The organism is Arthrobacter glacialis, from assembly GCF_002909415.1.
Lineage (GTDB): Bacteria > Actinomycetota > Actinomycetes > Actinomycetales > Micrococcaceae > Specibacter > Specibacter glacialis.
Window position 1 is genome coordinate 1 of the sequence record NZ_PPXB01000006.1, and the last position, 25,768, is coordinate 25,768.

The window sequence follows — 25,768 nt, forward strand, 5'->3', positions numbered from 1 at the left end:
CTGGTCCAGATAATCCCGTTCAGGACTGTCTGGGATGCCATCGACCACACCGTCAACATAACCCGAACCATCCCCCAGCAGCTCCCCGAAAAGCACTTCATCCGCACCAGTTTCACCCGCACTAGGGTCATCCACTCCAGGGCCACCATTCACCCCACCACCGGTTGCCGCGTTCCCACCCGTGAAGGGCAGAATCCCACCCCCGCACACCACCCCGAACAACAGCTGCGCCCCGCCGGCGCCTTCGGGAACAAAACCCTCTGCCAGCCCCAGACCGGTGCTAGGACCGGGACTGGTGCTGGGCCCAGAGTCGGGACTGGGACTGGTGCTGGGGTGTGGTTCGGGAGCGGCGGTGGTCTTCGGGGTGGGGTCCGGGTTCAAGTAGCGGCCCGCCGGCTCATGAGGGTCCCGGTGGGTCCAGACGGGATCCTGATCAAACAAGGTGACCCCGAAAGCTGACTTGCTGCCAAAAGGGACCTCACCGACAGCCCCAGCATCACCATCAGTGCCGCCGGCTTGAGTGCCGCCCATGGTGGTGTTGAAGTTACTACCGCTGGCGGTAGGGCCGTTGGGGGTGTCACCACTGCTGCCGGTGCTGGTGCTGTCACCGGCGTCAGTGCCAGTACCAGTGTCAGTGCCGGATCTGGTGGGGTTCTCACCTAGGGGGTGTTGGTTCAGCAGCAGGGCGGCGGCCACGTCAATGCGTAGCTGGGTCAGCGTCCGGTACTCCCCGGAGCCGACCCCAGCGCCCTGTCCTGTGAGAGCTGCTGCGCGGCGTGCTTGGTGTTTGATGGCACGGGCTGTGCGGGTGCAGTTTACCCATACCCCCTCCGCTGCCACAGCGGGCAGGTGCAGGGTCAGCCATGACATGCCGTCCTTGCCCGGTTCCAAGGTCATGGCCCGCTTCTCGTAGGCCTGCTTGGTGCGGGTCGTCAGAGTCGAGGGGTGGGTGGATTCCCGGGCGCGCCTGGCTTTCGCAGCGAATCCCGACGCCGTGGTCCCCGGCGCGAGAACCAACAACCGTGCCTCGAAGGCTGCCATGTCCCTTGCGGTGATACCCGGGGTTTCCGCCAAGGTCTGCCCCTCATCGATGATGATGCCCGCATGGCGGAAGGAAAGCTCTCCCGCCTCCAACGCCGCCATCGTCCCCGGATGGGCCAGCAGCTCCACGGCCTGGTGAGCCAGCACCGCGGCGGAACGTTCGGGAATACACAGGGTCAAAGCGATGTCCGCGCACGCACTAGAGGCAGCGACCCCGGACTGCCACCGATCCAACGCCACAGCCGTAGCCTCCACCTGCGCTGCCCCCAACACCTTCGCCACCAAGGCCGCCTTGCAAGCAGCCGTGGCATCCTCCAAACGCTTCACAACAGCCAACGCCGCCATCGCGGCATCGTACACACCCCGGGCAACACCCACTCTTGACAGTGGCTCCGGCCCCGACACCACCGAGGGAACAAACGCCGGCAACCCCACCAACACAGCATTGTCAGGGCCAAAGGATTCAATGGAAGGAAGAACAATCCCAGCCAGCAACCGGGCCACATCCTGCGTGGCCTNACCACATCCTGCGTGGCCTCACCGCCCCGATCTCCGGGGACAATCACCGGAATACTCATACCCTCAGAATACGCCCACCGTTACCACAATGCAATAGCCTCACGAACAAATATTCTACTGCATGCCCTCGATGCACAGGCCGTCACATGTTCAGGCGAAGCGCAGCAGCGTTAGAGCACGTCAACGCCGTCGCAACGAACCTGGACGGGCGAACCAACCCGCCGGGCGGCGTTGGCTGCCTTCAGCGCACGCATGGAACCGGTGATCTGATTGGCCATGGAGTAGGGAAACAGCAAGATTGTCCGGTAGTCGGGTGCTTCATCCCCGGGGACGGCACTACGGCCCGTTGCCACGGGCGCCGGGCCAATAGTGCGCACCGCCTCCGGAAGTTTCAAGGCTGCCTGGAACGCCTCAACATCCTTTTCGCTGCCCGTCAGCGAGGCAAGGCGCATGGCAGGCGGTAGCCCCAGTTCGTGCCGCAGGGCAAACTCCCGTTCGGCATGTCCGGCCGGATCCCAACGAACCAGAGCCGCCACTTCGACCGATTCCTCCGCTGTCACCACAACAATCCCGCCGTCCTTCGCTGAACGGACCAGGGCTGCCGCGTTCATCCAGCGTCGCAAGGTCTCCTCTCCCGCCCGGAGGGATTCACGGCGCAGCATGGAGTCGCCGTCGAGCAGCAAGGCGGCCGAGTAGCCATGGGGTGCAATGGGTTCGGCCCCAATGGTCGCCACCACAATGGCGGACTTGTCGGGGACTGTCCCCTTGATATTTTCCCCCGAAGAAGAGATGACTGGCACCGAGGGGAATGCCCGGCCCAGCTCCTCGGCAGTGCGCAGGGCCCCCACGGAGATCGCGCGCAGTTCATGGTTTCCGCACGTGCTGCAGCTAAACGCGGTCTCGGCCTGGCCGCACCACTTGCACGTGACCATGACGGAGGCGGAACCTGGGGACCGCGACTGCATCAACGGGCCCGTGCAGTGTTTGCAGCGGGCAACCTCGCGGCAGCGCTGGCACGCCAGAGCCGGGGCGTAGCCCGTCCGGGCAACCTGCACCAGCACGGGACCAAATTTCAGGGCAGCTTTGGCCGTTTCCCAGGCCCTGTGCGGCAGTCGGGCCAACGCGGCGGCGGGGTCGCGCTCCTGCTCGTAGGAATCAGAGGTGCTGATGACTCGCGCCACAGCCTTGCGCACGGTGGCGCGCCCTGCCACCAGCTCCTGGGCCCACCCGGTGGCCACCAGGCGCTGGGACTCGCTGCTGCGGCTGTGCCCGGCCATCAGCACTGCCGTGCCTTCCACTTCCGAGCGCAACAGCAGCACGTCACGGCTGTGCTGGTACGGGGCCCGGCGCTCAACGTGCAGTTCATCGCCGTCGTCCCAGCAGCACACCAGGCCCAGGTCAGCGACGGGAGCGTAGGCGGCCGAGCGGGTGCCAATGACAATCTTCACATCCCCGGACAGGACGCGCAGGTAGTTGGCGTAGCGCAGGCTGGGGCCGTCGTCGGCAGTCAGTTTTACAAAACTGTCGGGCGGCAAAACGGAGGCGAAGGCGCGCTCCAACAAATCCAGGTCTCGCAGGTCTGGGACCACCACAATGGCCCCGCGGCCCGAGAGCTGGCAGTATGCCACGGCCTGGGCCAATTGATGCTGCCACGAGTGGCTGCCAAAACCGCTCAGTGCCCCTAATACCGCTTTGGGTGACGCTCCCATGGCCAGCTGGGTCAGGAAGTCATCGGCATGGGAATAGTCCCCGAACAGGGAGGCGCCGGGGTGGGCTGCGGGGGCTGGCTCCAGTTCATCTTTGGCGGGACCGGTGTCCCTGGCCAGGTAGATCTTCTCCAGGCTGGCTACACGCGGCGGGATGGCAACCCGCAGCACGTCGGCCACGGTGCCTGCATAGCGAGCGGCGACCTTGTGGGCCAACTCCAGCACGGCCGGTGTCAGCACCGGAACGGCGGAATAGACCCTGTTCAGCGGCACCAGCCGGTCACTCTGCGACTCGGCGACCCTGGCCACGAGAAATCCGTTGAGGTCCTGGCCGGAGAACTTGACCCGAACCCGCACCCCGGGCTGGGCGCTGGCGTCCAGTTCCAGGGGCACCGAGTAGTCGAAGATCCTGTCCAAGTGCGGCAAGGGGGAATCAATGACCACGTGGGCCACGGGCAGCTGCGGTGCCAGGACAACGCCGCTGTGCGGATCCGGCACGCGTTCCTTGGCCACAAAACCGCTGAGCAGGCTCAGTTGCACGCCATGGCTTTGGTCTTCTTCCATGGCGTCCTCCTTCAGTGGCGTGGGGCAGTGGCCCGGGGCATCAGCGTGGGCAACGGCCCGGTTGAACGGCCACACAATAAAGCAGCCTAAAACAAGCTAAGCACAGCCCACTGACAAAGAAGTCAGCGGGCCGTGCTTAGCTGTGGATAACTCTAGGTTTAGGCGTTGAAGAATGCCTTCAGTGCATCAACGCGGTCAAGATTTTCCCAGGTGAAGTCAGGCTCGTCGCGGCCGAAGTGGCCGTGGGCTGCGGTCTTGGCGTAGATGGGTCGCTTGAGGTCGAGGCTGTCGATGATGGCCATGGGGCGCAGGTCAAAGATTGCCGCGATGGCGTCCTCGATGCGGCGCGGGTCAACGGTCTCGGTGCCGAACGTCTCAACGTAGACACCCACCGGCTTGGCCACACCAATGGCGTAACCAACCTGAATTTCCGCCCGCGAGGCCAGGCCCGCAGCAACCACATTTTTGGCAACCCAGCGCATGGCGTAGGCGGCCGAACGGTCAACCTTTGACGGATCCTTGCCGGAGAACGCGCCGCCACCGTGGCGGGCCATGCCTCCGTAGGTGTCAACGATGATCTTGCGACCGGTCAGGCCGGCATCGCCCACGGGGCCGCCAACCACAAATGGGCCGGCGGGGTTCAGGTACGTCTTGATGGCTGAGACATCCAGGCCGGAGGCGTCCATGACAGGTGCAATCACAAATTCCTGCAGGTCCGCACGCAGCTGCGCCAACGCGGCACCCTCGGCATGCTGGCTGGAGATGACTACGGTGTCCACTGAGACGGGGGTTTCGCCGTCGTACCCGATGGTCACCTGGGTCTTGCCGTCGGGGCGCAGGTAGGAAAGAAGTCCTGACTTGCGCACGTCGGTCAAGCGCTCCGAGAGCCTGTGGGCCAGGAAGATGGGCGTGGGCATGTAGGAGGCGGTCTCGTTGCTGGCGTAGCCAAACATCAAGCCCTGGTCTCCGGCACCCTGGGTGTCGTACTTGTCCACGGCGGTGCCTTCACGGACCTCCAAAGCGTTGAAAACGCCGTCGGAAATATCCTGGGACTGCTGGCCGATCGAGACGGAAACACCGCAGCGGGCGCCGTCAAAGCCGTTGGCTGAGGAATCGTAGCCAATGTCCAAAATGGTGTTGCGCACAATGGCCGGGATTTCCACATAGGCGTTGGTTGTCACCTCACCGGCAACGTGGACCAGACCGGTGGTGGCCATGGTTTCCACGGCCACCCGGGAATCGGGGTCTTCGGCCAGCAGCGCATCCAAAATGGCGTCGCTGATCTGGTCGCAGATCTTGTCGGGGTGGCCTGCCGTCACGGATTCGGAGGTAAATAGGCGCAGGGGGTTTGCTGAAGTCACTGTTCTACTTTACTGGGGAAAGTGCCGCGCTCCATTGGCGGCAGACATGGATTGTCACACACATTGCGTTGACGCACGGATTAGCGGCCGCCCAGCCGCTGCGCAATAAGATGTACGACGGCGTTGGCAACCTCACGCTTGCTCCCACCGGTTTGCACGGGCTCGGCACCGTCCAAGGCCAAAATTTCAACCTGGTTGGTGTCCTGCCCAAATACCCGCTCGGAGCCGGAGTCCCCGGGGCCAACTTCGTTGACCACCAGGAGATCACAGCCCTTGCGCTGCAATTTTGCCTGTGCATACGTTCTGGCATCGGCTTGCTCGTCACCAGTTTCGGCGGCGAAGCCAACAATGAACTGCTGCTGGTTCTGTGCCGCCCTGTGAGCCACCAGTTCCAGCAGAATGTCAGGGTTGCGAACCAAGGTGATGACGGGGTCGTCTGTGTTGTCACGCTTTTTGATCTTGCCCGTGGAGATGTTGGCCGGACGGAAATCGGCAACGGCAGCGGCCATGATGACAACATCCGCTGTTGCCGCGGCAGCCAAGGTGGCGGCCCGCAATTCCAGTGCTGTTTCAATGGGCTGCAGTTTGGCCCCGGCTGGAGCCGGCACATCCATGGGCGCGTGGATCAAGGTCACGTCTGCTCCCGCAGCCAGGGCGGCCTCAACGAGTGCAACACCCTGCTTGCCCGAGGACTTATTGCCCAAAAAGCGCACCGGATCCAGGGGTTCCCGGGTGCCACCGGCAGTGATGAGGACACGTTTGCCGGCCAGGATCCCGCTGGTTTCTCCGGCAGGCTGCACAGCAGGCTCCGCGGTCGCAGGCTCTGAACCCAAAGTTTCTGAGCCCCAACTTTCTGAGGCCAAGGCCGGTTCCGGCTGCTTGAACAGGGCCGTGGCTGCCGCAAAAATGTCTGCCGGTTCCGGCAGGCGTCCGGGACCCGAATCGGGGCCGGTCAACCGGCCCACGGCAGGATCCATGACATGGACGCCCCGGGCACGCAAGGTGGCCACATTGGCCACCGTGGCGCCATGCTGCCACATTTCTGTGTGCATTGCCGGGGCAAAAAGAACCGGTCCCCGGGCCATCAACAAGGTGGTGGTCAGGAGATCGTTGGCGTGGCCTCCGGCTGCTTTGGCCAGAAGGTCTGCCGTGGCCGGTGCCACCACAATGAGATCGGCCTCGTGGCCAAGCCGAACGTGGTTGACAGTATCAACGGCGTCAAAAACACTGTTAGTGGCGGGGTGGCCGCTTAGGGCCTCCCACGTGGCCACGCCCACAAACTTCGTGGACGCGTCGGTGGGGATGACAGTGACGTCATGTCCGGCCTCGGTAAAAAGGCGCAGCAACAAAGCCGACTTGTAGGCGGCGATGCCGCCGCCTACCCCCAAAACAATGTTTAGTCGTGACACCGTTAGTGTTCTTTACGCGTTAATTAAACGGTCTCTACGGGAGTGGAAACCAGCAGACCCTCGTCGATTTCGCGGAAAGCGATGGAGAGGGACTTCTCGTTGAGCTTGGTGTCTACCAAGGGGCCAACGTACTCGAACAGGCCCTCGTGGAGCTGTGCGTAGTAAGCGTTGATCTGGCGTGCGCGCTTGGCACCAAAGATGACCAGTCCGTACTTCGAGTCAGCGGCTTCAAGCAGCGAATCGATCGAGGGATTGATGATGCCTTCGGGTTGTGTAGTCAATTACTTCTCCAAAAAGTTTGTAAAGGGGTCTTGCAGATCAATCAAAGACGGATCAAATAATGTGGTGGGGTGTGAGCCCCATCAGGTCAACAAGCGCGGCTGCAGCACGGCTGACATCGTCATTGACGATGATGTAGTCAAACTCCGGCGCGGCAGCAAGTTCCAGTTTAGCTGTTTCTAGGCGGCGCTGCTGTTCCTGGGCCGTTTCTGTGCCGCGTCCCACCAAACGGCGGACCAATTCGTCCCAGCTGGGTGGTGCCAGGAACACAAAATCGGCTTCCGGCATGGCCTCTTTAACCTGTCGCGCCCCTTGCAGGTCAATCTCCAGCAGCACTGCCTTTCCTGCCGCCACGGCGGCCTCAACGGTGCTGCGCAAGGTGCCGTAGCGGTTGACGCCGTGCACCACAGCCCATTCAAGCAAATCGCCGTCGGCAACCAAGCCATCAAATTCTTCGGCAGTCTTGAAAAAGTAGTGGATTCCTTCTTCCTCGCCCGGACGGGCCGGGCGCGTGGTGGCCGAAACTGACAGCCACACCACAGGGTAGTTGTCCCTGATGAAGGTGGAAACAGTTCCCTTGCCAACGGCCGTGGGGCCTGCCAGGACTGTTACACCGCTGCGCGACTTGGTGCGGGTGACGTTCTCGCTGGGTACCTGGACCTCGTTCATGATCCCTGCCCCAGATAGTCCACCAAGGCCCGGCGCTGATGCACGCCCAGGCCACGCACCCTGCGGGTTGGGGCAATCCCCAGCTCGCTCATGATCACAGTTGCACGTACCTTTCCAATGCCCGGAAGGGCTTCCAATAATTCACAAACTTTGAGCCTGTCCACGGCTGGTTCCTGTGCCGCCGCAGCGAGAACAGCACCAACTGTGATTTGGCCATTTTTTAGATCAGCCTTGATCCGCGATCTGATGCCCCGTGCCGCTATTGCCTTCAGCCGTGCATCGGCGCGATCTTGGAGTGAAAGTGCCGGCAAATTCACGTAAAAGACTCCCCTAGCGATGACAAACAATGGTGCGGACAGGAACAAAGTAATTCTTTGAACCTATCCGCACCAGGGGATCAAATCAATCCGTCAAAAAACTACAATCCCTTCAGGGTCTCCGTCGTGGCCTGGCGCAAGGCGGAGATATCCGGACCGGCGGCCAGGATGCCGCGGCTGGAAGTGCCCAGCACGGCCGGATAGGCGGCACCAAACGTGGCCCGCATATCCGCCCCGGTGGCACCCTGGGCACCAAGCCCGGGCGCCAAGATGGGGCCGTTGACGGAAGCCAAGTCTATGCCCAGCTCGGTCAATGCGGCGCCAACTGTGGCACCCACCACCAAACCAACTGAGCCCAACGTCTCATTGGCATACCGCTGGTTTTCCAGGGCTGCCGCCTGCACAATGCGCTTGGCCACCGACTCGTTGCCGCCCACATGCTGCACGGAGGCGCCCTCGGGGTTGGACGTCAGAGCCAGAACAAAAACTCCCCGCCCGTTGCTTGCCGCCAAGTCCAGCGCCGGACGCAGCGACTCGAACCCCAGGTACGGGCTCAGTGTTACAGAATCCGCCGCCAGTGCCGAACCATCCCGCAACCAGGCATCGGCGTAGCCGGCCATGGTGGAACCAATGTCGCCGCGTTTGGCGTCGGCAATGGTCAGCACCCCGGCCTGCACGGAGGACTCAAGGAGCTCCTCCAGCGCAGCCAGACCGGCCGAGCCGTGGCGCTCATAGAGCGCCACCTGCGGCTTGATGGCCGCTGCCAAGGGGGCCACAGCCTCCAGGACGGTCTGGGAGAACGTCCGCAGGCCCTGGGCCGAATCGGGTAGCCCCCAGGCCGCCAGGAGCCCCGGGTGCGGGTCTATGCCCACACACAGCGGACCCTTGGCGACCATGGCTTCTGCCAGGCGTGTTCCGAAGCCGTTGGCTTCGTTGCTACTTGGCATGCTGCTCGGCCTGACCTGCTGCCAGCACCTTGGCGTGCTCCTGCAGGCTAGTCACATCCCACTCGTAGGTGCGCAGAGCCTCCATGGCCTGGACGGCAACGTTGAACTCGGCAACCGTGGTGATGCAGGGCTTGCCGTTGGAGACTGCTGCGGCACGGATCTCGTAGCCGTCACCGCGGGCCTGACCGCCTGTAGGGGTGTTGAAGATCATGTCGATATCGCCGTTGTTGATCAGATCGACAATGGTTCCCTCACCGTCCACTGACGTGCCTTCACCGATCTTGCGCACAATGGTGGAGGCGATGCCGTTGCGGCGCAGCACATCGGCCGTGCCGCCGGTGGAGACAATTTCATAGCCCAGGTCGGAAAGGCGCTTGACGGCCATGATGATGGAACGCTTGTCGCGGTTGGCTACCGAAACAAAGACCTTGCCGGAGACGGGAAGGGCGTTGTTGGCGCCGGCCTGGCTCTTGGCAAACGCCGTGTCAAAGTGCTTGTCAATGCCCATGACCTCGCCGGTGGAGCGCATTTCCGGGCCCAGCAGGGAGTCAACAACGTGACCCTCGGGGGTGCGGAATCGGTTGAACGGCATGACAGCTTCCTTGACGGACACTGGCGCACTGTCCGGCAGGGTTCCGCCGTCGCCGATTTCCGGCAGGATGTGGTGGACGCTGCGCAGGTGGGCGATGGACACACCTACACCGATCAGGGCTGCGGCCTTGGCCATCTGAACACCTGTTGCCTTGGAAACAAACGGCACGGTGCGCGAGGCACGCGGGTTGGCTTCCAGGACGTACAGGATGTCAGCGGCCAGGGCGAACTGGATGTTGATCAGGCCACGCACGCCCACGCCTTCGGCGATGGCGCGGGTTGCTGCCCTCACGCGGTCCTGAACGTCCTTGCCCAAGGTGATGGGAGGCAGCACACAGGCGGAGTCACCGGAGTGAATACCGGCCTCTTCAATGTGCTCCATGATGCCGCCGAGGTACATGTCCTTGCCGTCGAACAACGCATCCACGTCAATTTCGATGGCGTCTTCCAGGAACCGGTCGATCAGGACCGGGTGCGCCTCGGTGATTTCCGTGGCGTTCTTGATGTAGCGGGAAAGGTTGGCCTCGTCGTAGACGATCTCCATGCCGCGGCCGCCCAAAACGTACGACGGGCGGACCAGGACGGGGTAGCCAATCTCATCGGCGATCTTCTTGGCGTCGTTGAAGGACACTGCGGTGCCGTTCTTGGGCGCAATCAGGCCGGCCTCATCAAGCACGCGGGAGAACATGCCGCGGTGCTCGGCCAGGTCAATGGCTTCGGGGGACGTGCCAAGGATGGGGACACCGGCGTCGGCCAGTTCCTGGGCCAGCTTCAACGGGGTCTGGCCGCCCAACTGGACGAACACACCCATGACGCCGCCGGTGCGCTCTTCAGCGGCGATGACTTCCAGCACGTCTTCAAGCGTCAGCGGCTCAAAGTACAGGCGCGTGGAGACGTCGTAGTCGGTGGAGACGGTTTCGGGGTTGCAGTTGACCATGACGGTCTCGTAACCGGCCTTGCGCAGTGCCATGGAGGCGTGCACGCAGGAGTAGTCAAACTCGATGCCCTGGCCAATGCGGTTGGGTCCGGAACCCAGGATGATGATGGACGGCTTCTCGTGCAGCGCAATCTCATCTTCCTCATCGTAGGAGGAGTAGTGGTACGGGGTGTAGGCGTTGAACTCGGCCGCGCAGGTGTCCACCGTCTTGTACACGGGGCGGATACCCAGGGCTTGGCGCACACCGCGCACCACTGCCTCGGAGTTGTTGGTCAGGGCACCGATCTGGGCATCGGAGAAGCCGTGGCGCTTGGCCAGCTTGAGCATCTCCGGTGTCAGTGCGGTGGACTGGCGGATGGTGGCCGAAACTTCGTTCAACAGCACCAGCTGGTCAAGGTACCAGGGATCGATGCCGGTGGCCGCGTACAGCTCCTCGATGGTGCCGCCGCCCAACAGGGCGCGCTGGACCTGGGAGAGGCGCTCAGTGGTGGGGCGCTTGGCGGCCTCGATCAGATCGGGGACATCCAGGGCGTTGACGGAGGAGAAGTCAAGGCTGGCGCCCTTCTGCTCCAGGGAACGCAGGGCCTTCTGCAGGGCTTCGGTGAAGTTGCGGCCCATGGCCATTGCTTCGCCAACGCTCTTCATGGTGGTGGTCAGCGTGGGGTCAGCCGCCGGGAACTTCTCGAACGCGAAGCGGGGCACCTTCACAACCACGTAGTCAAGGCTGGGCTCGAAGGAGGCAGGTGTTTTCTGGGTGATGTCGTTGGGGATTTCATCCAACGTGTAGCCCAGGGAGAGCTTCGTGGCGATCTTGGCGATGGCGAAGCCTGTTGCCTTGGAGGCCAGTGCCGAGGAGCGTGACACTCGCGGGTTCATCTCAATCACGACGACGCGGCCGGTGTCCGGCTCGATGGCGAACTGGATGTTGCAACCACCGGTATCAACGCCAACCTCGCGGATGACGGCGATGGAGATGTCGCGCAGGTTCTGGTATTCGCGGTCCGTCAGCGTCATGGCCGGGGCCACGGTGATGGAGTCGCCCGTGTGGACGCCCACCGGGTCAAAGTTTTCGATGGAGCAGACCACAACGACGTTGTCGTTCTTGTCGCGCATCATCTCGAGCTCGTATTCCTTCCAGCCCAGGATGCTCTCTTCCAGCAAAACCTCGGTGGTGGGGCTGTACTGCAGGCCCTGGCCCACAATGCGCGTCAAGTCCTCTGGGCTGTAGGCCAGTCCGGAGCCGAGCCCGCCCATCGTGAAGGAGGGGCGAACGACCATGGGGTAGCCCAAGTCTTCGGCCGCGACGAATGCCTCATCCATGGTGTGGATGATGTGGCTGCGGGCCGATTCGGCACCGCAACGCTCAACGACGCCCTTGAACTTTTCGCGGTCCTCACCGAGCTCGATGGCGGCAATGTTGGCACCGATCAGCTCAACGTTGTACTTGGCCAGGACGCCGTTCTTGTCCAGGGCGATGGCCGTGTTCAGGGCCGTCTGCCCGCCCAGTGTGGGCAAGATGGCGTCGGGGCGTTCCTTGGCGATGATCTTCTCAACGACCTCGGGGGTGATGGGCTCCACGTAGGTTGCATCCGCAAACTCGGGGTCGGTCATGATGGTGGCCGGGTTGGAGTTGACCAGGATAACTCGCAGGCCCTCCTCCTTCAACACGCGCAGCGCCTGGGTGCCGGAGTAGTCAAACTCTGCGGCCTGGCCGATCACAATGGGACCGGATCCAATGACCAGTACGGACTTAAGATCTTCTCTCTTCGGCATTACTTGGATTCCTCAGTCTGTGCGTTCTTGGTGGCGCTCATCAAGGCGATGAACCGGTCAAAGAGGTAGGCGGCGTCGTGCGGGCCGGCTGCTGCCTCGGGGTGGTACTGGACGGAGAAGGCCGGAATGTCCAGGCAGGAGAGCCCTTCCACGACCTGGTCGTTGAGGCTGATGTGGCTTACTTCAACCCGGCCAAAGCGCTCCTCAGGAGCCTGAGTGGGGCCATCCAGCGGCGCGTCCACGGCGAAGCCGTGGTTCTGGCTGGTGATCTCCACCTTGCCCGTGCTGCGGTCCATGACGGGCTGGTTGATGCCGCGGTGGCCGTAACGCAGCTTGTAGGTGCCGTAGCCCAGGGCGCGGCCCAGGATCTGGTTGCCGAAGCAGATGCCAAAGTACGGTACGCCGGCATCCAGGAAGCTGCGCACAAAGCCCACCTGGCGGTTGGCTGTGGCGGGATCGCCGGGGCCATTGGAGAGGAACACGCCGTCGGGGTTCAACGCCGCAGCTTCCTCGAAGGTGGTGGTTGCAGGCAGCACGTGGACGCGCACGCCGCGCTCGGCGAAGCGCTGGGGCGTCATGGCCTTGATGCCCAGGTCAAGGGCCGCGATGGAGAACAGCGGCTCGCCTTCCCAGCCGTGTGCTGAGGGCTCGACGACGTAGGCTTCCTTCACGCTGACTTCTTCAGCGAGCTGCAGGCCCTCCATGGAGGGCTGGGCCAGAACCTCGGCCAGGAGCTCGGCGGGCGTGCGGTCTGCGTCGGCACCGGAGAAGATGCCTGCCTTCATGGCGCCGCGTTCACGCAGGTGGCGGGTGATGGCGCGGGTGTCAACACCGGAGATGCCAACAACGCCCTGGGAGGAGAGCTCGTCGTCGAGCGATCCCTCCGAGCGCCAGTTGGAGGGGCGGCGGGCGGCGTCGCGCACAACATAGCCGGCAGCCCAGATCCTGCTGGACTCGTTGTCTGCCGCATTCACACCGGTGTTGCCGATGTGCGGGGCCGTCTGGACAATCAGCTGGCGGGCGTAGGAGGGATCCGTGAGGGTCTCCTGGTAGCCGGTCATGCCGGTGGTGAAGACAGCCTCGCCCAGGGCGGTGCCCTGCGCTCCGTAGCTGGCGCCACGGAAAGTGCGGCCGTCTTCCAAGACCAAAAGTGCCTGTGCAGGCATAATTGCATCACTCATTCTCAATTGTTCTTTCCGTTGCTATCTGCGGCTGGTGTTTCTTCGCCATCTAGAGGCGCCTTAGTCAAAGGCGTTCCTTGTACTTCTTCTACATCATTCTCAGCCATGTCGCCATGGTTCCGGGGCAACAACGCCGTCAAGGCGTCCAGCAGTGGACGCTTCGCTCCGGCTTCTGCTGTTCGGAATCCTGTGTCCACTTCGGTGCCGGCCAGCAGCCAGCTCATGACCACCAGCCCGTCCCGCTCCACGAACTTGCCGGCCATGCCGGCCTTGGTTCCCACCTCGGTGAGCTCCCCGGCTGCAATGAACAAGTCCTGGGCACCCTTGCGCTCCACCACAACGGCTGTGCTGTAGACGTGCACCACAGCGGGTGTCCTGATGCCCAGGCCGTGCACGGCCAGGCGGTCAAGCCAGTCCCCCGCTGTGGTGGTGACAACATATTGCCCGGGAACACTGATCAGCGCGGCGCCCAGATCCGCCGGAACAGCAGGCAGTTCGCCAACACTGCCCTGGCGCTTGAGCTTGTTGCGCCAGCCCCACCACATCAGGGCAAAGGCCACGGCAACAATCAGCAGGGTCAGGACGCCCGGCAGGATGCGCTCATCCACTAGTTGACTCCGTGGTTGTACGGGGTGTTCAGCTTGCCGTCGAGCACTGTGGGGTGGCCGTTGAAGAACGTGGCCATAACCTTGCCCGGCAGCACCAGCCCGGCGAACGGCGAGTTGCGTCCCTTGGTGGCCATGGCGTGCGGGTCAACGTTCCAGCGTGCTGCGGGGTCAACCAGCACAATGTTGGCGGGCTCGCCCACTTCCAGGGGCCGGCCCTGATCGGCGAGCTGGCCAATCTGTGCCGGGGTGGTGGAGGTGACGCGGGCAAAATCGGCCCAGGTCATCAAGCCAGTTTCAATCATGGTTTCCGCCACCACTGACAGGGCTGTTTCCAAACCCGTCATGCCCATGGCCGCTGAGGCCCATTCGCATTCCTTGGCTTCGCTGGGGTGCGGTGCGTGGTCGGTGCCAACAATGTCGATGGTGCCGTCGGCCAGGGCCGCACGCAGGGCCAGCACATCGGCGTCGGCGCGCAGCGGCGGGTTGACCTTGTACACCGGGTTGTAGCTGCGCACGAGTTCCTCGGTGAGGAGCAGGTGGTGCGGGGTGACCTCGGCCGTGACGGAGATGCCGCGTTCCTTGGCCCAGCGGATGATCTCCACCGAACCTGCTGTGGAGACGTGGCAAACATGCAGGCGTGAACCCACGTGCTGTGCCAGCAAGACATCACGGGCAATGATGGATTCTTCAGCCACTGCGGGCCAGCCGGCCAAGCCCAGATCGGCGGAGACAACGCCCTCGTTCATCTGCGCGCCCTCCGTCAGGCGGGGTTCTTGCGCATGCTGGGCGATCACGCCGTCGAACGCCTTCACGTACTCCAGCGCCCGGCGCATCATGACGGGGTCGCTGACACAGATGCCGTCGTCGGAGAACACGCGAACACGGGCCTTGGAATCGGCCATGGCACCCAGCTCGGCGAGTTGCTTGCCGGCAAGGCCCACCGTTACGGCACCCACGGGGCGAACATCGACCCAGCCGGATTCGCGGCCCAGTGAATAAACCTGCTCAACAACGCCAGCCGTGTCGGCAACGGGTGAGCTGTTGGCCATGGCGTGGACGGCCGTGAACCCGCCCAGGGCGGCCGCACGGGTGCCGGTCTCCACCGTTTCAGCATCTTCGCGGCCGGGTTCGCGCAGGTGGGTGTGCAGGTCAACCATGCCCGGCAGCGCCACCAGGCCCGCGGCGTCGATGACGGTTGCCTCGCCAACAACCTCTGAGCTCAGGTTCACACCAACGGCTGTGATGATGCCGTCGGCAACCAGAATGTCAGCCGTGGTAGTGCCCAGCAGGGAGGCTGAGCGAATCAGGTAACTGGAGGAAGTCATGAAGGGTCCTTAGCGTTCGGCACTGTGTTATTCACTGCAGCAGGTGTGGACGTGGTGGTGTTCTCGCGCAGATCCCCGGCGAGCAGCAGGTACAGGGTGGCCATGCGCACGGAGACGCCGTTGCGAACCTGGGCCAGCACTGTTGAGCGGGGCGAATCTGCTGCCGCGGAGGAAATCTCCAGGCCGCGGTTCATGGGGCCGGGGTGCATGATGATGGTGTCTTTGAGGTTGAGCGCATCCAGCTTGGCCAGCCGCGCGTCGTCAAAGCCCCAGCGGCGGGCGTACTCGCGGGTGGAGGGGAAGAAGGAGGCGTTCATGCGTTCGGCCTGCACGCGCAGCATCATGACCGCGTCCACACCGGCCTCCAACGTGGCGTCCAAGTCGTAGCTGACCTCGCAGGGCCAATGTTCGACGCCGATGGGCAGCAAGGTGGGCGGCGCAACGAGGGTCACGTGGGCGCCAAGTGTGCGCAGCAGCCACACATTGGAGCGGGCCACGCGGGAATGCAGCACGTCCCCGGCAATCACAACGCGCATCCCGGTCAGGTCTGCGCCCACCGACGAAGTGCCGCTGAGCTTGGCCCAGTGGGCGCGCATGGTGAACGCGTCCAGCAGGGCCTGGGTGGGGTGGGCGTGGGTGCCGTCCCCGGCGTTGATGACGGCAGCGTCGATCCAGCCCGAGTTGGCCAGGCGGGCCGGGGCACCGGACGCCCAGTGGCGGATGACCACGGCGTCGGCCCCCATGGCCTGCAGGGTTTGAGCCGTGTCCTTGAGCGATTCGCCCTTGGACACGGAGGAGCCTTTGGCGCTGAAGTTGATGACATCGGCCGAGAGGCGCTTGGCCGCGGCTTCAAAGGAGATACGGGTGCGGGTGGAGTCTTCAAAAAAGAGGTTGACAACTGTGCGTCCGCGCAGGGCCGGAAGCTTTTTGACTTCCCGCTCCCCCACAGCAGCCATTTCCTGGGCTGTGTCCAAAATTTGGATGGCGTTTTCACGGCTGAGCGCCTCGGTTCCCAACAAATGCCTCATGCGCCGCCCTCAATAACAACTGGTCCTGACTCAATAACAACTTCATCCGGGACATCCACGCCGTCGATCTCGGCCAGGTGCACCCGCACTTTTTCGCTCGAGGAGGTGGGCAGGTTCTTGCCTACGTGATCAGCCCGGATGGGCAATTCCCTGTGACCCCGATCCACCAGGACGGCCAGGCGCACGGCCCGGGGCCGGCCAAGGTCCACTAGGGCGTCAAGGGCTGCACGGATGGTGCGTCCTGAGTACAGCACGTCATCAACCAGAACAATGGTTTTACCGTCAATGCCGGAGACAGGCAGTTCGGTCCGTTGCGGGGCCCGGGTGGGCTGGTGGGCAAGATCGTCACGGAACATGGTGACATCGAGTTGGCCCACAATGGCGGCCGGATCGATCGCGGGATCGCTGGCGGCCAGTTTGGCGGCCAGTCGCTGGGCCAAGGGATACCCGCGTCGCGGGATACCGAGCAACAGCAAATTTGCTGAGCCCTTGTTGGCTTCCAGAATTTCGTAGGCGATACGAGTCAACGCCCGTTCAATATCTGCTGCGGTGAGAACCACGCGGGACACATTGAGCGGCGCTGAGCTGTTGTGAACGTCCTCAAAAGCTGAAGAGGAATTATTCATTTTCTCGCGTCCCCTTTCCCCGCCTCACAGGACGGAATTAAAAGGTTGATTGCTTAGAAGCAAAACTACCACAACAGGTGCCGGCCGCCCGCGCCGGAGGGCCCGCTGCAGGGTCTTTGCGCGCGCCATCTTTCACAGCACAGCGGCTGGCTCTAGTCTGAGAACTATGAGTGAACCTGGCCACTGGCAAAACACCGTCGACGGCGCCCCGAATCAGCAGCCACAGTACGCCCAGCCACCCCTGCCCCAGGCCCAGGGGCCGGGCACGGCACTGAACTATAGGCCTGATTATTGGGCCCATCCCGCCCCCGCCCCGGTCCCCAAGCGGGCCGCCGGGACCGGCACCAAGGTGATGAATATCATCCTGCTGTGCGTGTTTGGGCTGGTTGCCATGGGCACCTTGGTGTTCTTTGCTTTCTCCCTGGGCGTGAGCGTGTTCTTGATCTGCGGCCTGCTGGCCCTGATCCCGCTGACTATTTGTGTGCTCACCCTGCTCTGGATAGACAGGTGGGAGCCGGAACCCATTCCGGCCCTGGTCCTGGGTTTTTGCTGGGGCGCCGGCATGGCAGTCATCACCACCTTGGTGCTGGGCAGCTGGGTGCAGCCCTTGCTCATGTCGGGAGGCAGCGAAGCGGACGCCGACATGGTGGGCGCCGTGATCCAGGCCCCGCTGGTGGAAGAATTCTGCAAGGGTGTTGGCCTGCTCCTGCTGTTCTTCCTGCGCCGGCGCACCTTTGACGGCCCGGTTGACGGCGTTGTCTATGCCGGCATCATCGCGGCAGGCTTCGCCTTCACCGAGAACATTCTCTATTTCGGCAACGAACTCCAGGAATCCCAGGGCGCCGCTGGCGGACTCGTGGCCATCTTTGTCATGCGTGGCCTGATGTCGCCGTTTGCCCACGTCATGTTCACGGCCGCCCTGGGGCTTTGTGTGGGGTACGCCGCCCGCAACGGCGGGACGTTGATGGTACTGGGCGCCTGGGTGGTGGGGCTGATCCCGGCCATGCTCCTGCACGGGCTGTGGAACGGCACATCGTTCCTGGGCGCCAACTTCTTCCTTGTCTACGGCGTGCTCCAGGTGCCGCTGTTCATCGTGTTTATTCTGGGCATCATCTGGCTGCGTCGCTCCGAGGCGAAACTGACGCGCAAACGCCTTGCCGACTACGTTCCGTCCGGCTGGTTCACCGAGCCGGAGGTGCCGATGCTCGCAACAGGCGCCGGCCGGCGTCGTGCCATGGCGTGGTCCAAGACGTTCGCGGCCGGCCCCGTCATGAAGGAGTTCATCCGGCTGGCCACGCGGCTGGCCTTCACCCGGCAACGGCTCCTGGTGGATGCCAAGGGCGCCCCAGGCAGCGGCGCGGCACGACGCTTCGCCACCGGCCAGGTGTTGGAGCTGAGGCTGCTGGAGAAGATCACGGCGGTGCGCAATGAGCTGCTGGGCCGGCACGCCCACACAGTGTGGGCGGCCCAGCAAATTCAACAGGCCCAGCTGGCCCAGCACATCCAACATCAGAACCAGTACCTCCAGGGGCAGAACATACAGGGGCAGAACGCCCAACCCCCGCACTACTAGCCCGCTTAAACAACTGACCCGCAGAAAACGGCGAAAATACACGTTTTTGACGTGTTTTTCGGCGTTTTCTGCGGGTCAGTTGGAAAAACCTTAGGCCAGGAGGGTTGGCTTGATCTGTTGCAAACGGCCCAGCAGGCCGTTGACGAACTGCGGGGACTCATCCGTGGAGAGAATCTTGGCCAGTTCAACAGCTTCGCTGACAGCAACGGCGTCGGGGACGTCGTCGTTGTACAGCAGCTCCCAGCTGCCAATGCGCAAGATGATGCGGTCAACGGCAGGCATGCGCTCAAGCGTCCAGCCCTGCGAATACGTCTGCAGGAACTCGTCGATGCTCTCAGCCATGGCCGTGACACCCTCAACCAAATCCACCGTGTACGGGTTGATGATTTGATCAATCTTCTCGCGGCGGGCGGTCAGCGCGGACATGGCGCTCACATCCCGCTGTTCTGCCTCGAACAAAATCTCCAAGGCACGGCGGCGGGCCTTGCTGCGCGCCGAATTCGGTTTGCCCGTGGGGCTAGTCTGGGGGCTTGCCACTACTCGCTTACACGTCCCTGGTAGCTTCCGTCACGAGTGTCAACCTTGACAAGCGTGTTGTTCTCAACGAACAAGGGAACCTGGATCTCGTAGCCGGTTTCCACCGTGGCGGGCTTGGTGCCGGCGGAGGAACGGTCGCCCTGCAGGCCAGGCTCGGTGTACGTGATGCGCAGCTGAACCGACGGGGGCAGTTCAATGTACAGCGGGGTGCCTTCGTGCAGGGCGATGGTGACGTTGATGTTTTCGAGCATGAAGTTGGTGGCGTCACCAACAGTCTTGGCCGGAACAGTCAGCTGGTCAAAGTTCTGGTTGTCCATGAAGACGAAGTCTTCGCCATCCTGGTACAGGTACTGGTAATCGGAGCGGTCAACGACTGCAGTTTCAATCTTCAGGCCCGCGTTGAACGTCTTGTCAACAACCTTGCCGGAGAGGATATTGCGCATCTTGGTGCGAACAAACGCGCCACCCTTGCCGGGCTTTACGTGCTGGAACTCAATGATGTTCCACAGTTGGCCCTCAAGCTTGAGAACAGTGCCGTTCTTAATATCGTTAGTCGTTGCCACAGTAGCCTCTTACGTATAAGTGTTATCAAAAATCCATTGACCATATTACCGCACTAAGCCGGGCCGCGCCGCATGATCCTCGCCACCATGACGCAATTCCCGGCACGGCACAACTGTCTTATTTGTAGTCCTCGGTTTGTTCAGCCAGATCCAGGGCCCGTTTCAGGGAAACGGTTGAGGAGTAGATGGCCGTGGCATCGGCCCCTGAAGCCACCCGCAACTCCAACGCTGTAGCAAACTTTTGTGCGGCAGCCACGAACTGGCCGTTGCTGAAGTACACCTTGCCCAGCTGCTGGAACACCCACGGCTCAAGGGATGTGGTGCTCACTTCCGGAAGGAGGGCTTTCAACAGTCTTTCAGCCCTGACAAAGTGTTTCGAGGCACGCAGCACTTCGGCGTCAAGCACCTGCAGCCTGATGGATGCCGGGTCCTCCAGACGGGCAATCGCCACTGCCTCGGCAGCCTCGCTCGTCAGCCCGCGGGCCAACAGGACAAAGATGGCGTCGCCGGCATCGTTGGAAAGCGTGAGAGCTTCCGCACACACGTCCTCATCCACAACCTCCGGCAGCAGCGTGTCAGGGTTCAGTGCGGTGCCCGGAAATCCGGCTGAGGGCCAATCCTTCAACCCCATTTATGACGCAATTTCTTGGTAGGCGGCAAACAGCAGTGACGTGTCCGGGACGTCGAGGATCCCGGGCCGGCCCACGCCGTCGAGCACCACAAAGCGCAGCAGGTCCCCGCGGGTCTTCTTGTCCCGGCGCATGGCGTCCAGCAGCGCCTGCCAGCGGTCCTTGCGGTAGCTCAGGGGCAGCCCCAGCTGCGCCAGGATGGTCCTGTGGCGATCTGCCTCTTCATCACTGAGGCGGCCCACGCTGCGGGCCAGTTCGGCGGCAAACATCATGCCAACAGCAACGGCTGCACCATGGCGCCACGAGTAGCGCTCGGTCAATTCAATGGCGTGGCCCAGGGTGTGTCCGTAGTTGAGGATTTCACGCAGGCCCGATTCCTTCAGGTCCTCGGACACCACCTTTGCCTTGACGGCTATGGCACGCTCAATGAGTTCACGCAGAATGGGTGAGCGCGGATCCTTGACGGCCTCCGGGTTCGCCTCGATCAAGTCCAAGATCACGGGGTCGGCAATGAAGCCGCACTTGATGACCTCGGCCATGCCTGAGATGAGCTCGTTGGGCGGCAGGGTGTCCAGGGTGTCCAGGTCCACCAGCACGCCGGCGGGCGGGTGGAATGCGCCCACCAGGTTCTTGCCCTCTGCCGTGTTGATGCCTGTCTTGCCACCCACAGACGCGTCCACCATGCCCAACAGGGAGGTGGGCATGTGGACTACCTTGACGCCGCGCAGCCAGGTTGCTGCCACAAATCCTGCGACGTCGGTAACGGCACCGCCGCCCACTGCCACAATGGCGTCGGAGCGGGTGAAGTCGTTTTGCCCCAGCACCTGCCAGCAGAAGGCCGCAACCTGGATGTGCTTGCCCTCTTCGGCATCAGGAATCTCGGCCGTCAGCGTGGTGAATCCGGCGGCTTCCAGATCGTCACGCACGGTGTCACCGGTGAGGCGAAGTGCACGCGGGTGAATGACCAGAACTTTTTTGACGCGCTCCCCCAGCAGTGCCGGAAGTTGATTCAAGAGCCCCCGGCCCACCACGACGTCGTAATTCTCACCGGGCAAAGCGCCGGTGACCTTGATGACGGTGTTGGGGGTTGCGGTTACATTTTCGGTATTCACTGTGCGGAATTCTCTTTCCTTGATTCTGCTTCCAGCAGATCGATCAGCCGCGCAACAAGTTGCGGCACATTGGAGTTGCTCACATCAAGAGTGATATTTGCCAGGCGAGCGTAAACGGGGCCACGAACCCCTGCCAGACGCTGCCAGGTGGCTACGGGGTCAGTTGCCAGCAGTGGGCGGCCAGTGTTGCGCAGGATGCGCTCCCTGACAGTCTCCACGTCGGCGTTGAGGAAAACGACTGTGGCACGGGCCAACAATTGCTGGGTGCCCGAATCGAGCACCGCCCCGCCACCCAGGGACAAAACCACCGGTTTGGGTTGCTGGGAATCCAAAACATCGGCAATGGCCCGTGCTTCCAGTTGGCGAAAGTGGTGCTCGCCGCGGGCATCGAAAATCCGTGGAATGGGGCCGTGCTTGGCCACGATCTTGTGGTCGGAGTCAATGAACTCCACACCAAGGACGCGGGCCAGCTCTGCCCCAATCACTGATTTTCCGACGGCCATGGGGCCGATCATGACAATGGGCCGGTGTGGCGTAAAGCGCTGTGCCGCGCCCGGTTCCTTGCCAGCTGCCATCAGTGCGCCAGCGTGTCCAGATTCGCCGGAATCGCACCCAGGTAGCTGTCCATGTTGCGCTTGGTCTCCATAATGGAGTCCCCGCCGAACTTCTCCATCAGGGCCTCCGCCAGCACAAGCGCCGTCATGGCCTCGGCCACAACACCTGCCGCGGGCACGGCACAAACGTCCGAACGCTGGTGGTGGGCCTTGGCGGGTTCGCCGGTGGCAACGTCAATGGTCTTCAAGGCGCGCGGAACGGTGGCGATCGGCTTCATGGCCGCGCGAACACGCAACACATCACCAATGCTCATGCCGCCCTCAATGCCGCCTGCGCGGTTGGAGGTGCGGATGATCCGGCCATCGGCGTCACGCACAATCTCATCATGGGCAGCAGATCCCCTGCGGGCGGCCGTGGCGAAGCCGTCGCCCACTTCAACGCCCTTGATGGCCTGGATGCCCATCAGGGCACCGGCCAGACGCGAGTCAAGGCGGCGGTCCCAGTGCACGTAGCTGCCCAATCCGGGGGGCAGGTTGTAGGCCAAAACTTCGACGACGCCGCCCAGGGTTTCGCCTTGCTTCTGGGCCGTGTCAACTTCGGCAACCATGGCGGCTGAGGTGGCTGCGTCAAAGCAGCGCAAGGGATCGGCGTCCAGGGCTGCCACGTCTGAAAAGACTGGCAGGGCCGCGTCCTCGGGTGAGGCAACACCGGCAATCTGCACCGTATGGCTGACCAGTTCAACGCCAACAGCTGCCAGCATCTGGGCGGCAACAACACCCAGGGCCACACGCGTGGCTGTTTCGCGGGCGCTTGCGCGTTCCAAAACGGGGCGGGCTTCCTCAAAGGCGTACTTTTGCATGCCGGTGAAGTCGGCATGGCCGGGGCGCGGACGCGTCAAGGGGGCGTTGCGGGCCTGCCCGTCCAGCTCGGCGGCGTCCACAGGGTCAGCTGACATGATCTGCTCCCACTTGGGCCACTCCGAGTTGGCGATCTGGATGGCTACGGGGCCACCCTGGGTCAGCCCGTGGCGCACGCCACCCAAAATGGTCACCACGTCCTGCTCAAATTTCATCCGGGCGCCACGGCCGTAGCCTAGACGACGCCGGGCCAGGGCGTCGCGGATGTGGGCGCTCGTGAGCTCCACTCCGGCAGGCACGCCTTCAATAATTCCCACGAGAGCCGGGCCATGTGATTCTCCGGCGGTCAACCAACGCAACATACTCTCTATCCTGCCATGTTCTGTTCGTGGGGATCTCGCCTGTGGACGCCGATTGCGTCGCACATCACATCCATGACGTCCCCGACTTGTTCTGTATCCAGCGCACTGTATCCTGCCGCGACTGTAAACAGCTTGACTTGTTCCACACCCTGATACAAAAGCATCTCAATTCCAGCAACCACACCGCCGCCCGCCTGCTCCCACGCCTGGGCCAGCGCACTGGGCCAGGGGTCGTAGGCGGCGTCAAGCAACAAGGCACCGTCCACAGCGGCGCCTTGAGCTGCGAAGGCGTGCGCCAGCGCGTCGGCACCACGTGGCGGCAGGGTGGAAATTACGACGTCGAACCCCGCCAAAGCGTCCGCCGCGCCGTCAAAGAGCTCAACTGAGATGGCAACACCGAGGTTGGCCGCCACCGCCAGCACGTCGGATCCCTTGGCCAGGTTGCGCACAAAAACAGTGATCTCAGGGGCGCCCAGCTGAACCAGCGCGGCAACCGCTGAGACGGCTGTCCCGCCACCGCCGAGGATGGCTGCGCGTGGCCGTTCCGCCACCCCGGCATGGCGCAGGGCATTGACCAGGCCTGCCACGTCCGTGTTGTCCCCGCGCAAATGCGTTACACCGGCGGGCGTTTGGGTGCACACAATGGTGTTGACCGCGCCCAAGGCCCGGGCTGTGGGGGTGAGCTCATCCATCAAACCCACAGCCACGTTTTTCAACGGCATGGTGACGGAGAGCCCGTACCAGTGCTTCTCGGCACGTACTTGAGCCAGGAAGCCCTCAAGGGCGGGCTCCTGAACATCAATGGCTGAGTAGCCAAGCTCGGCGCCCAAGGCGGCGTAGGCAGCGTTGTGCAGGGCCGGTGACTTGGAGTGGCCAATGGGGTGGCCCAGCACCGCGCCGCGAAGCGGATCAGTCAATTATTTACACTCTCCCGGGTTCGCTTCACACCAGGCAACGTATTTGGTCACATTCATCTGGTGCTCGGCAAACGTGGCCGCGTAAAGCGTCTCGCCTGTCTTCAAATCCACTGTCACCCAGAAGTAGTAAGGGTTTGTTTCCGGGTGTGCTGCTGCTTCGATGGCCTTGATGCCGGGTGAGCCGATGGGACCCACCGGCAGACCGGGCAGGGCAAAGGTGTTGTACAAGTTGGTCTTGTCAGCTTTTTGTTCAGCCGTGAGGTTGTAAGTTTTCAGGCCCAGTCCGTAAGCCACCGTGGCATCGGATTCAAGCCGGCCACCGGTTTCGCCGTTGGGGTTGTTGATGCGGTTCTCGATGGCACCGGAAATCTTGGCGTAGTTTGCCTCATTGCCTTCGAATTCAATGATGCTGGCAATGATCAAAACCCGGTACTGCTCAGCCGGATCGGTGATCCCCGTGTCAGTGAGTGACTTTTTGGTGGCCGTAACCATCTGGGTCAGGATTCCCTTGGCGTCCAGCTCAATGGGGAAGCGGTACTCCCCCGGGGCCAGATAGCCTTCCAGGTTCTTGGCCTGTGCGGGCAGCTCAAAGAGTTGGGGCTGCTTGGCCAGGGCATCAAAATCGGCCTGGGCAATGCCAGTGCTCTTGGCCAAAACAGCCAGCGTGTCATTGATGCGCAGGTTTTGCGCCACTGCTGCGTAGTGGACCTTCTCATCACTGGTCGCCAGCAGAATCGTGACAGCGTCGGCGGCCTTCATCTGCAACTTCATGGAGAAGGTGCCCGGCTGCAAGGAGCCGGAGCCGTCGGCTGCCGTCAGGGCATCCAGGAACGCCTGCTCACTGGCAACAACATCCTTGGTCTTAAGCTCACCCGCCACGGTTCGTCCCGTGGCACCAGCCGAGACCACAATCTGCACCGAACCCGTACCCGGGCCGGGGTAGTCAGCAACCGTGAAGCCGCCGAGCATGGGCCGCACTGCTTGAACGGCAAAGTACACAACGGCCGCGAACATGACCAAAATGATCAAGAAAACCAGGCTACGACGGCGCTTGCGGACCCGCTTGGACACGCGGCTGGTCCGCCGCGAGGGCAAGGCTTCCCCATGGTCCTGGTAAGGGGGCTCGGCAACGTATTCCCCGGCGTGCTCCGCGGAATCGTGCTCGTGCTCCCAAAAATGCTCGGCAGCGTCGTCGTGCGGGGCGTTTGTGCCGTCCCGGAATACGTTATTCATCGGGCCCTTGTCGATTCATCCGGCACACTGCTTGGCGTAGAAATGGTGGAAACCTCTTCGTGGTCAGATTCACCGGCAGTCCCCACAACGCTCGGCTGATGTACGCGCACTTGCTCTCCAACATTGGCGTTGCGCGCTTTTTGCATATCGATAGCATGTTGCAATATTTCAACAGCTGCAACTTGATCTACTACTTTACGGTGTTCACGACTGCTGACGCCAGCATTGTGCAGGGCAGTATGGGCACTGACAGTTGTCAGCCGCTCATCCACCAGCATCACTGGCACTGCCAGCTCGGCCGCTGCCAGCGCCTGCGTCAGGAGCTGCGCATAGCTGCGCGCCATCTGTGCCGAAGCCTTTTCCTCGCCCTTCATGGTCCGCGGCAAGCCCACAAAGATCTGGCATACGCCGCGCGCAGCCGCTTCCTTGACTAAAACCTTGATGTCGCTGTTCTTCTTCAGATCACGACTCAACGTTTTCACGGGTGTGGCGAGGATCCCGTCGGGGTCGCAGGAGGCCAAACCAACACGGACCATACCAACGTCCACA

General features: G+C 62.7%; 24 protein-coding genes. 1 reads left to right on the forward strand and 23 read right to left on the reverse strand.

The genetic code is table 11. The annotated features are described in order from the left end of the window. The 14 genes from CVS28_RS08505 to pyrR all read right to left on the reverse strand — a co-directional run. Positions 1 to 1,545: DUF222 domain-containing protein (locus CVS28_RS08505; RefSeq protein WP_133159081.1), on the reverse strand; the 1,545-nt coding region annotated here is incomplete at its 3' end. Between the two features lie 185 nt (positions 1,546 to 1,730). Then, on the reverse strand, positions 1,731 to 3,830 hold the full coding sequence (locus CVS28_RS08510; RefSeq protein WP_103481241.1) for a primosomal protein N': 2,100 nt from the start codon (positions 3,828 to 3,830) through the stop codon (positions 1,731 to 1,733). A 158-nt stretch (positions 3,831 to 3,988) separates the two neighbouring features. Next, complete coding sequence (gene metK / locus CVS28_RS08515) at positions 3,989 to 5,191, reverse strand: methionine adenosyltransferase (RefSeq protein ID WP_103465609.1); 1,203 nt, start codon at positions 5,189 to 5,191, stop codon at positions 3,989 to 3,991. An 80-nt stretch (positions 5,192 to 5,271) separates the two neighbouring features. Further along, positions 5,272 to 6,600: a bifunctional phosphopantothenoylcysteine decarboxylase/phosphopantothenate synthase gene (locus CVS28_RS08520; protein ID WP_103465608.1), complete on the reverse strand. Its 1,329-nt coding sequence runs from the start codon at positions 6,598 to 6,600 to the stop codon at positions 5,272 to 5,274. A 23-nt stretch (positions 6,601 to 6,623) separates the two neighbouring features. Next, complete coding sequence (gene rpoZ / locus CVS28_RS08525) at positions 6,624 to 6,881, reverse strand: DNA-directed RNA polymerase subunit omega (protein WP_038462701.1); 258 nt, start codon at positions 6,879 to 6,881, stop codon at positions 6,624 to 6,626. Between the two features lie 52 nt (positions 6,882 to 6,933). Beyond that, complete coding sequence (gene gmk, locus CVS28_RS08530; RefSeq protein ID WP_103465607.1) at positions 6,934 to 7,548, reverse strand: guanylate kinase; 615 nt, start codon at positions 7,546 to 7,548, stop codon at positions 6,934 to 6,936. Next, positions 7,545 to 7,865, reverse strand: coding sequence for an integration host factor, actinobacterial type (gene mihF, locus CVS28_RS08535; RefSeq protein WP_103465642.1), 321 nt, complete (start codon positions 7,863 to 7,865; stop codon positions 7,545 to 7,547). Before mihF ends, gmk begins: the two co-directional genes overlap by 4 nt. A 101-nt stretch (positions 7,866 to 7,966) precedes the next feature. Continuing rightward, on the reverse strand, positions 7,967 to 8,812 hold the full coding sequence (pyrF, locus tag CVS28_RS08540; protein ID WP_103481242.1) for an orotidine-5'-phosphate decarboxylase: 846 nt from the start codon (positions 8,810 to 8,812) through the stop codon (positions 7,967 to 7,969). Then, complete coding sequence (carB, locus tag CVS28_RS08545) at positions 8,802 to 12,113, reverse strand: carbamoyl-phosphate synthase large subunit (protein ID WP_103481243.1); 3,312 nt, start codon at positions 12,111 to 12,113, stop codon at positions 8,802 to 8,804. The genes pyrF and carB overlap by 11 nt, the downstream gene beginning before the upstream one ends. After that, complete coding sequence (gene carA / locus CVS28_RS08550; RefSeq protein ID WP_103481244.1) at positions 12,113 to 13,294, reverse strand: glutamine-hydrolyzing carbamoyl-phosphate synthase small subunit; 1,182 nt, start codon at positions 13,292 to 13,294, stop codon at positions 12,113 to 12,115. The genes carB and carA overlap by 1 nt, the downstream gene beginning before the upstream one ends. 2 nt (positions 13,295 to 13,296) lie before the next feature. Next, entirely contained in the window at positions 13,297 to 13,902 is a 606-nt protein-coding gene (locus CVS28_RS08555; protein WP_207797181.1) for a PH-like domain-containing protein, read from the reverse strand. After that, the gene (locus tag CVS28_RS08560) at positions 13,902 to 15,227 is read right to left on the reverse strand and encodes a dihydroorotase (protein ID WP_103481245.1); all 1,326 of its coding nucleotides are present in this window, start codon (positions 15,225 to 15,227) and stop codon (positions 13,902 to 13,904) included. Before CVS28_RS08560 ends, CVS28_RS08555 begins: the two co-directional genes overlap by 1 nt. Then, on the reverse strand, positions 15,224 to 16,255 hold the full coding sequence (locus CVS28_RS08565) for an aspartate carbamoyltransferase catalytic subunit (protein ID WP_103465602.1): 1,032 nt from the start codon (positions 16,253 to 16,255) through the stop codon (positions 15,224 to 15,226). The genes CVS28_RS08560 and CVS28_RS08565 overlap by 4 nt, the downstream gene beginning before the upstream one ends. Continuing rightward, positions 16,252 to 16,881 carry a bifunctional pyr operon transcriptional regulator/uracil phosphoribosyltransferase PyrR gene (gene pyrR, locus CVS28_RS08570; protein ID WP_103465601.1) on the reverse strand — a complete coding sequence of 210 codons (630 nt, stop codon included), beginning with the start codon at positions 16,879 to 16,881 and terminating at the stop codon, positions 16,252 to 16,254. The genes CVS28_RS08565 and pyrR overlap by 4 nt, the downstream gene beginning before the upstream one ends. A gap of 166 nt (positions 16,882 to 17,047) precedes the next feature. Here pyrR and CVS28_RS08575 point away from each other — a divergent pair, with 166 nt between their 5' ends. After that, positions 17,048 to 18,454: a PrsW family intramembrane metalloprotease gene (locus CVS28_RS08575; protein WP_103465600.1), complete on the forward strand. Its 1,407-nt coding sequence runs from the start codon at positions 17,048 to 17,050 to the stop codon at positions 18,452 to 18,454. Positions 18,455 to 18,544: 90 nt separating this feature from the next. On the opposite strand, the gene nusB is transcribed toward CVS28_RS08575, so the two are convergent. The 9 genes from nusB to ruvX form a co-directional block, all read right to left on the reverse strand. Then, positions 18,545 to 18,991, reverse strand: a complete 447-nt coding sequence (nusB, locus tag CVS28_RS08580) for a transcription antitermination factor NusB (RefSeq protein ID WP_103465599.1) — start codon at positions 18,989 to 18,991, stop codon at positions 18,545 to 18,547. Then, positions 18,991 to 19,554: an elongation factor P gene (gene efp / locus CVS28_RS08585; protein WP_103465598.1), complete on the reverse strand. Its 564-nt coding sequence runs from the start codon at positions 19,552 to 19,554 to the stop codon at positions 18,991 to 18,993. Before efp ends, nusB begins: the two co-directional genes overlap by 1 nt. A gap of 118 nt (positions 19,555 to 19,672) precedes the next feature. Beyond that, positions 19,673 to 20,185, reverse strand: a complete 513-nt coding sequence (locus CVS28_RS08590; protein ID WP_103465597.1) for a hypothetical protein — start codon at positions 20,183 to 20,185, stop codon at positions 19,673 to 19,675. Then, positions 20,186 to 21,295: a 3-dehydroquinate synthase gene (gene aroB / locus CVS28_RS08595; protein WP_103465596.1), complete on the reverse strand. Its 1,110-nt coding sequence runs from the start codon at positions 21,293 to 21,295 to the stop codon at positions 20,186 to 20,188. It lies immediately after the preceding gene. Next, positions 21,292 to 21,870 (reverse strand): shikimate kinase, encoded by a 579-nt coding sequence (locus CVS28_RS08600; RefSeq protein ID WP_103465595.1) that lies wholly within the window; start codon positions 21,868 to 21,870, stop codon positions 21,292 to 21,294. Before CVS28_RS08600 ends, aroB begins: the two co-directional genes overlap by 4 nt. Continuing rightward, entirely contained in the window at positions 21,870 to 23,069 is a 1,200-nt protein-coding gene (aroC, locus tag CVS28_RS08605; protein ID WP_103481246.1) for a chorismate synthase, read from the reverse strand. Before aroC ends, CVS28_RS08600 begins: the two co-directional genes overlap by 1 nt. A gap of 5 nt (positions 23,070 to 23,074) precedes the next feature. Beyond that, entirely contained in the window at positions 23,075 to 23,986 is a 912-nt protein-coding gene (locus CVS28_RS08610) for a shikimate dehydrogenase (protein WP_103481247.1), read from the reverse strand. Further along, the gene (mltG, locus tag CVS28_RS08615; RefSeq protein ID WP_103481248.1) at positions 23,987 to 25,219 is read right to left on the reverse strand and encodes an endolytic transglycosylase MltG; all 1,233 of its coding nucleotides are present in this window, start codon (positions 25,217 to 25,219) and stop codon (positions 23,987 to 23,989) included. Beyond that, entirely contained in the window at positions 25,216 to 25,767 is a 552-nt protein-coding gene (ruvX, locus tag CVS28_RS08620) for a Holliday junction resolvase RuvX (RefSeq protein ID WP_279325064.1), read from the reverse strand. The genes mltG and ruvX overlap by 4 nt, the downstream gene beginning before the upstream one ends. Position 25,768: the final 1 nt, after the last annotated feature.

Bases quoted from the DNA above. Each gene is read 5' to 3' on its own strand.
- CVS28_RS08510 (WP_103481241.1), bottom strand. From the start codon at position 3,830: ATGGAAGAAGACCAAAGCCATGGCGTGCAACTGAGCCTGCTCAGCGGT.
- gmk (WP_103465607.1), bottom strand. From the start codon at position 7,548: ATGAACGAGGTCCAGGTACCCAGCGAGAACGTCACCCGCACCAAGTCG.
- pyrF (WP_103481242.1), bottom strand. From the start codon at position 8,812: ATGCCAAGTAGCAACGAAGCCAACGGCTTCGGAACACGCCTGGCAGAA.
- carB (WP_103481243.1), bottom strand. From the start codon at position 12,113: ATGCCGAAGAGAGAAGATCTTAAGTCCGTACTGGTCATTGGATCCGGT.
- carA (WP_103481244.1), bottom strand. From the start codon at position 13,294: ATGAGTGATGCAATTATGCCTGCACAGGCACTTTTGGTCTTGGAAGAC.
- CVS28_RS08560 (WP_103481245.1), bottom strand. From the start codon at position 15,227: ATGACTTCCTCCAGTTACCTGATTCGCTCAGCCTCCCTGCTGGGCACT.
- CVS28_RS08565 (WP_103465602.1), bottom strand. From the start codon at position 16,255: ATGAGGCATTTGTTGGGAACCGAGGCGCTCAGCCGTGAAAACGCCATC.
- pyrR (WP_103465601.1), bottom strand. From the start codon at position 16,881: ATGAATAATTCCTCTTCAGCTTTTGAGGACGTTCACAACAGCTCAGCG.
- CVS28_RS08575 (WP_103465600.1), top strand. From the start codon at position 17,048: ATGAGTGAACCTGGCCACTGGCAAAACACCGTCGACGGCGCCCCGAAT.
- CVS28_RS08590 (WP_103465597.1), bottom strand. From the start codon at position 20,185: ATGGGGTTGAAGGATTGGCCCTCAGCCGGATTTCCGGGCACCGCACTG.
- CVS28_RS08600 (WP_103465595.1), bottom strand. From the start codon at position 21,870: ATGGCAGCTGGCAAGGAACCGGGCGCGGCACAGCGCTTTACGCCACAC.
- aroC (WP_103481246.1), bottom strand. From the start codon at position 23,069: ATGTTGCGTTGGTTGACCGCCGGAGAATCACATGGCCCGGCTCTCGTG.
- mltG (WP_103481248.1), bottom strand. From the start codon at position 25,219: ATGAATAACGTATTCCGGGACGGCACAAACGCCCCGCACGACGACGCT.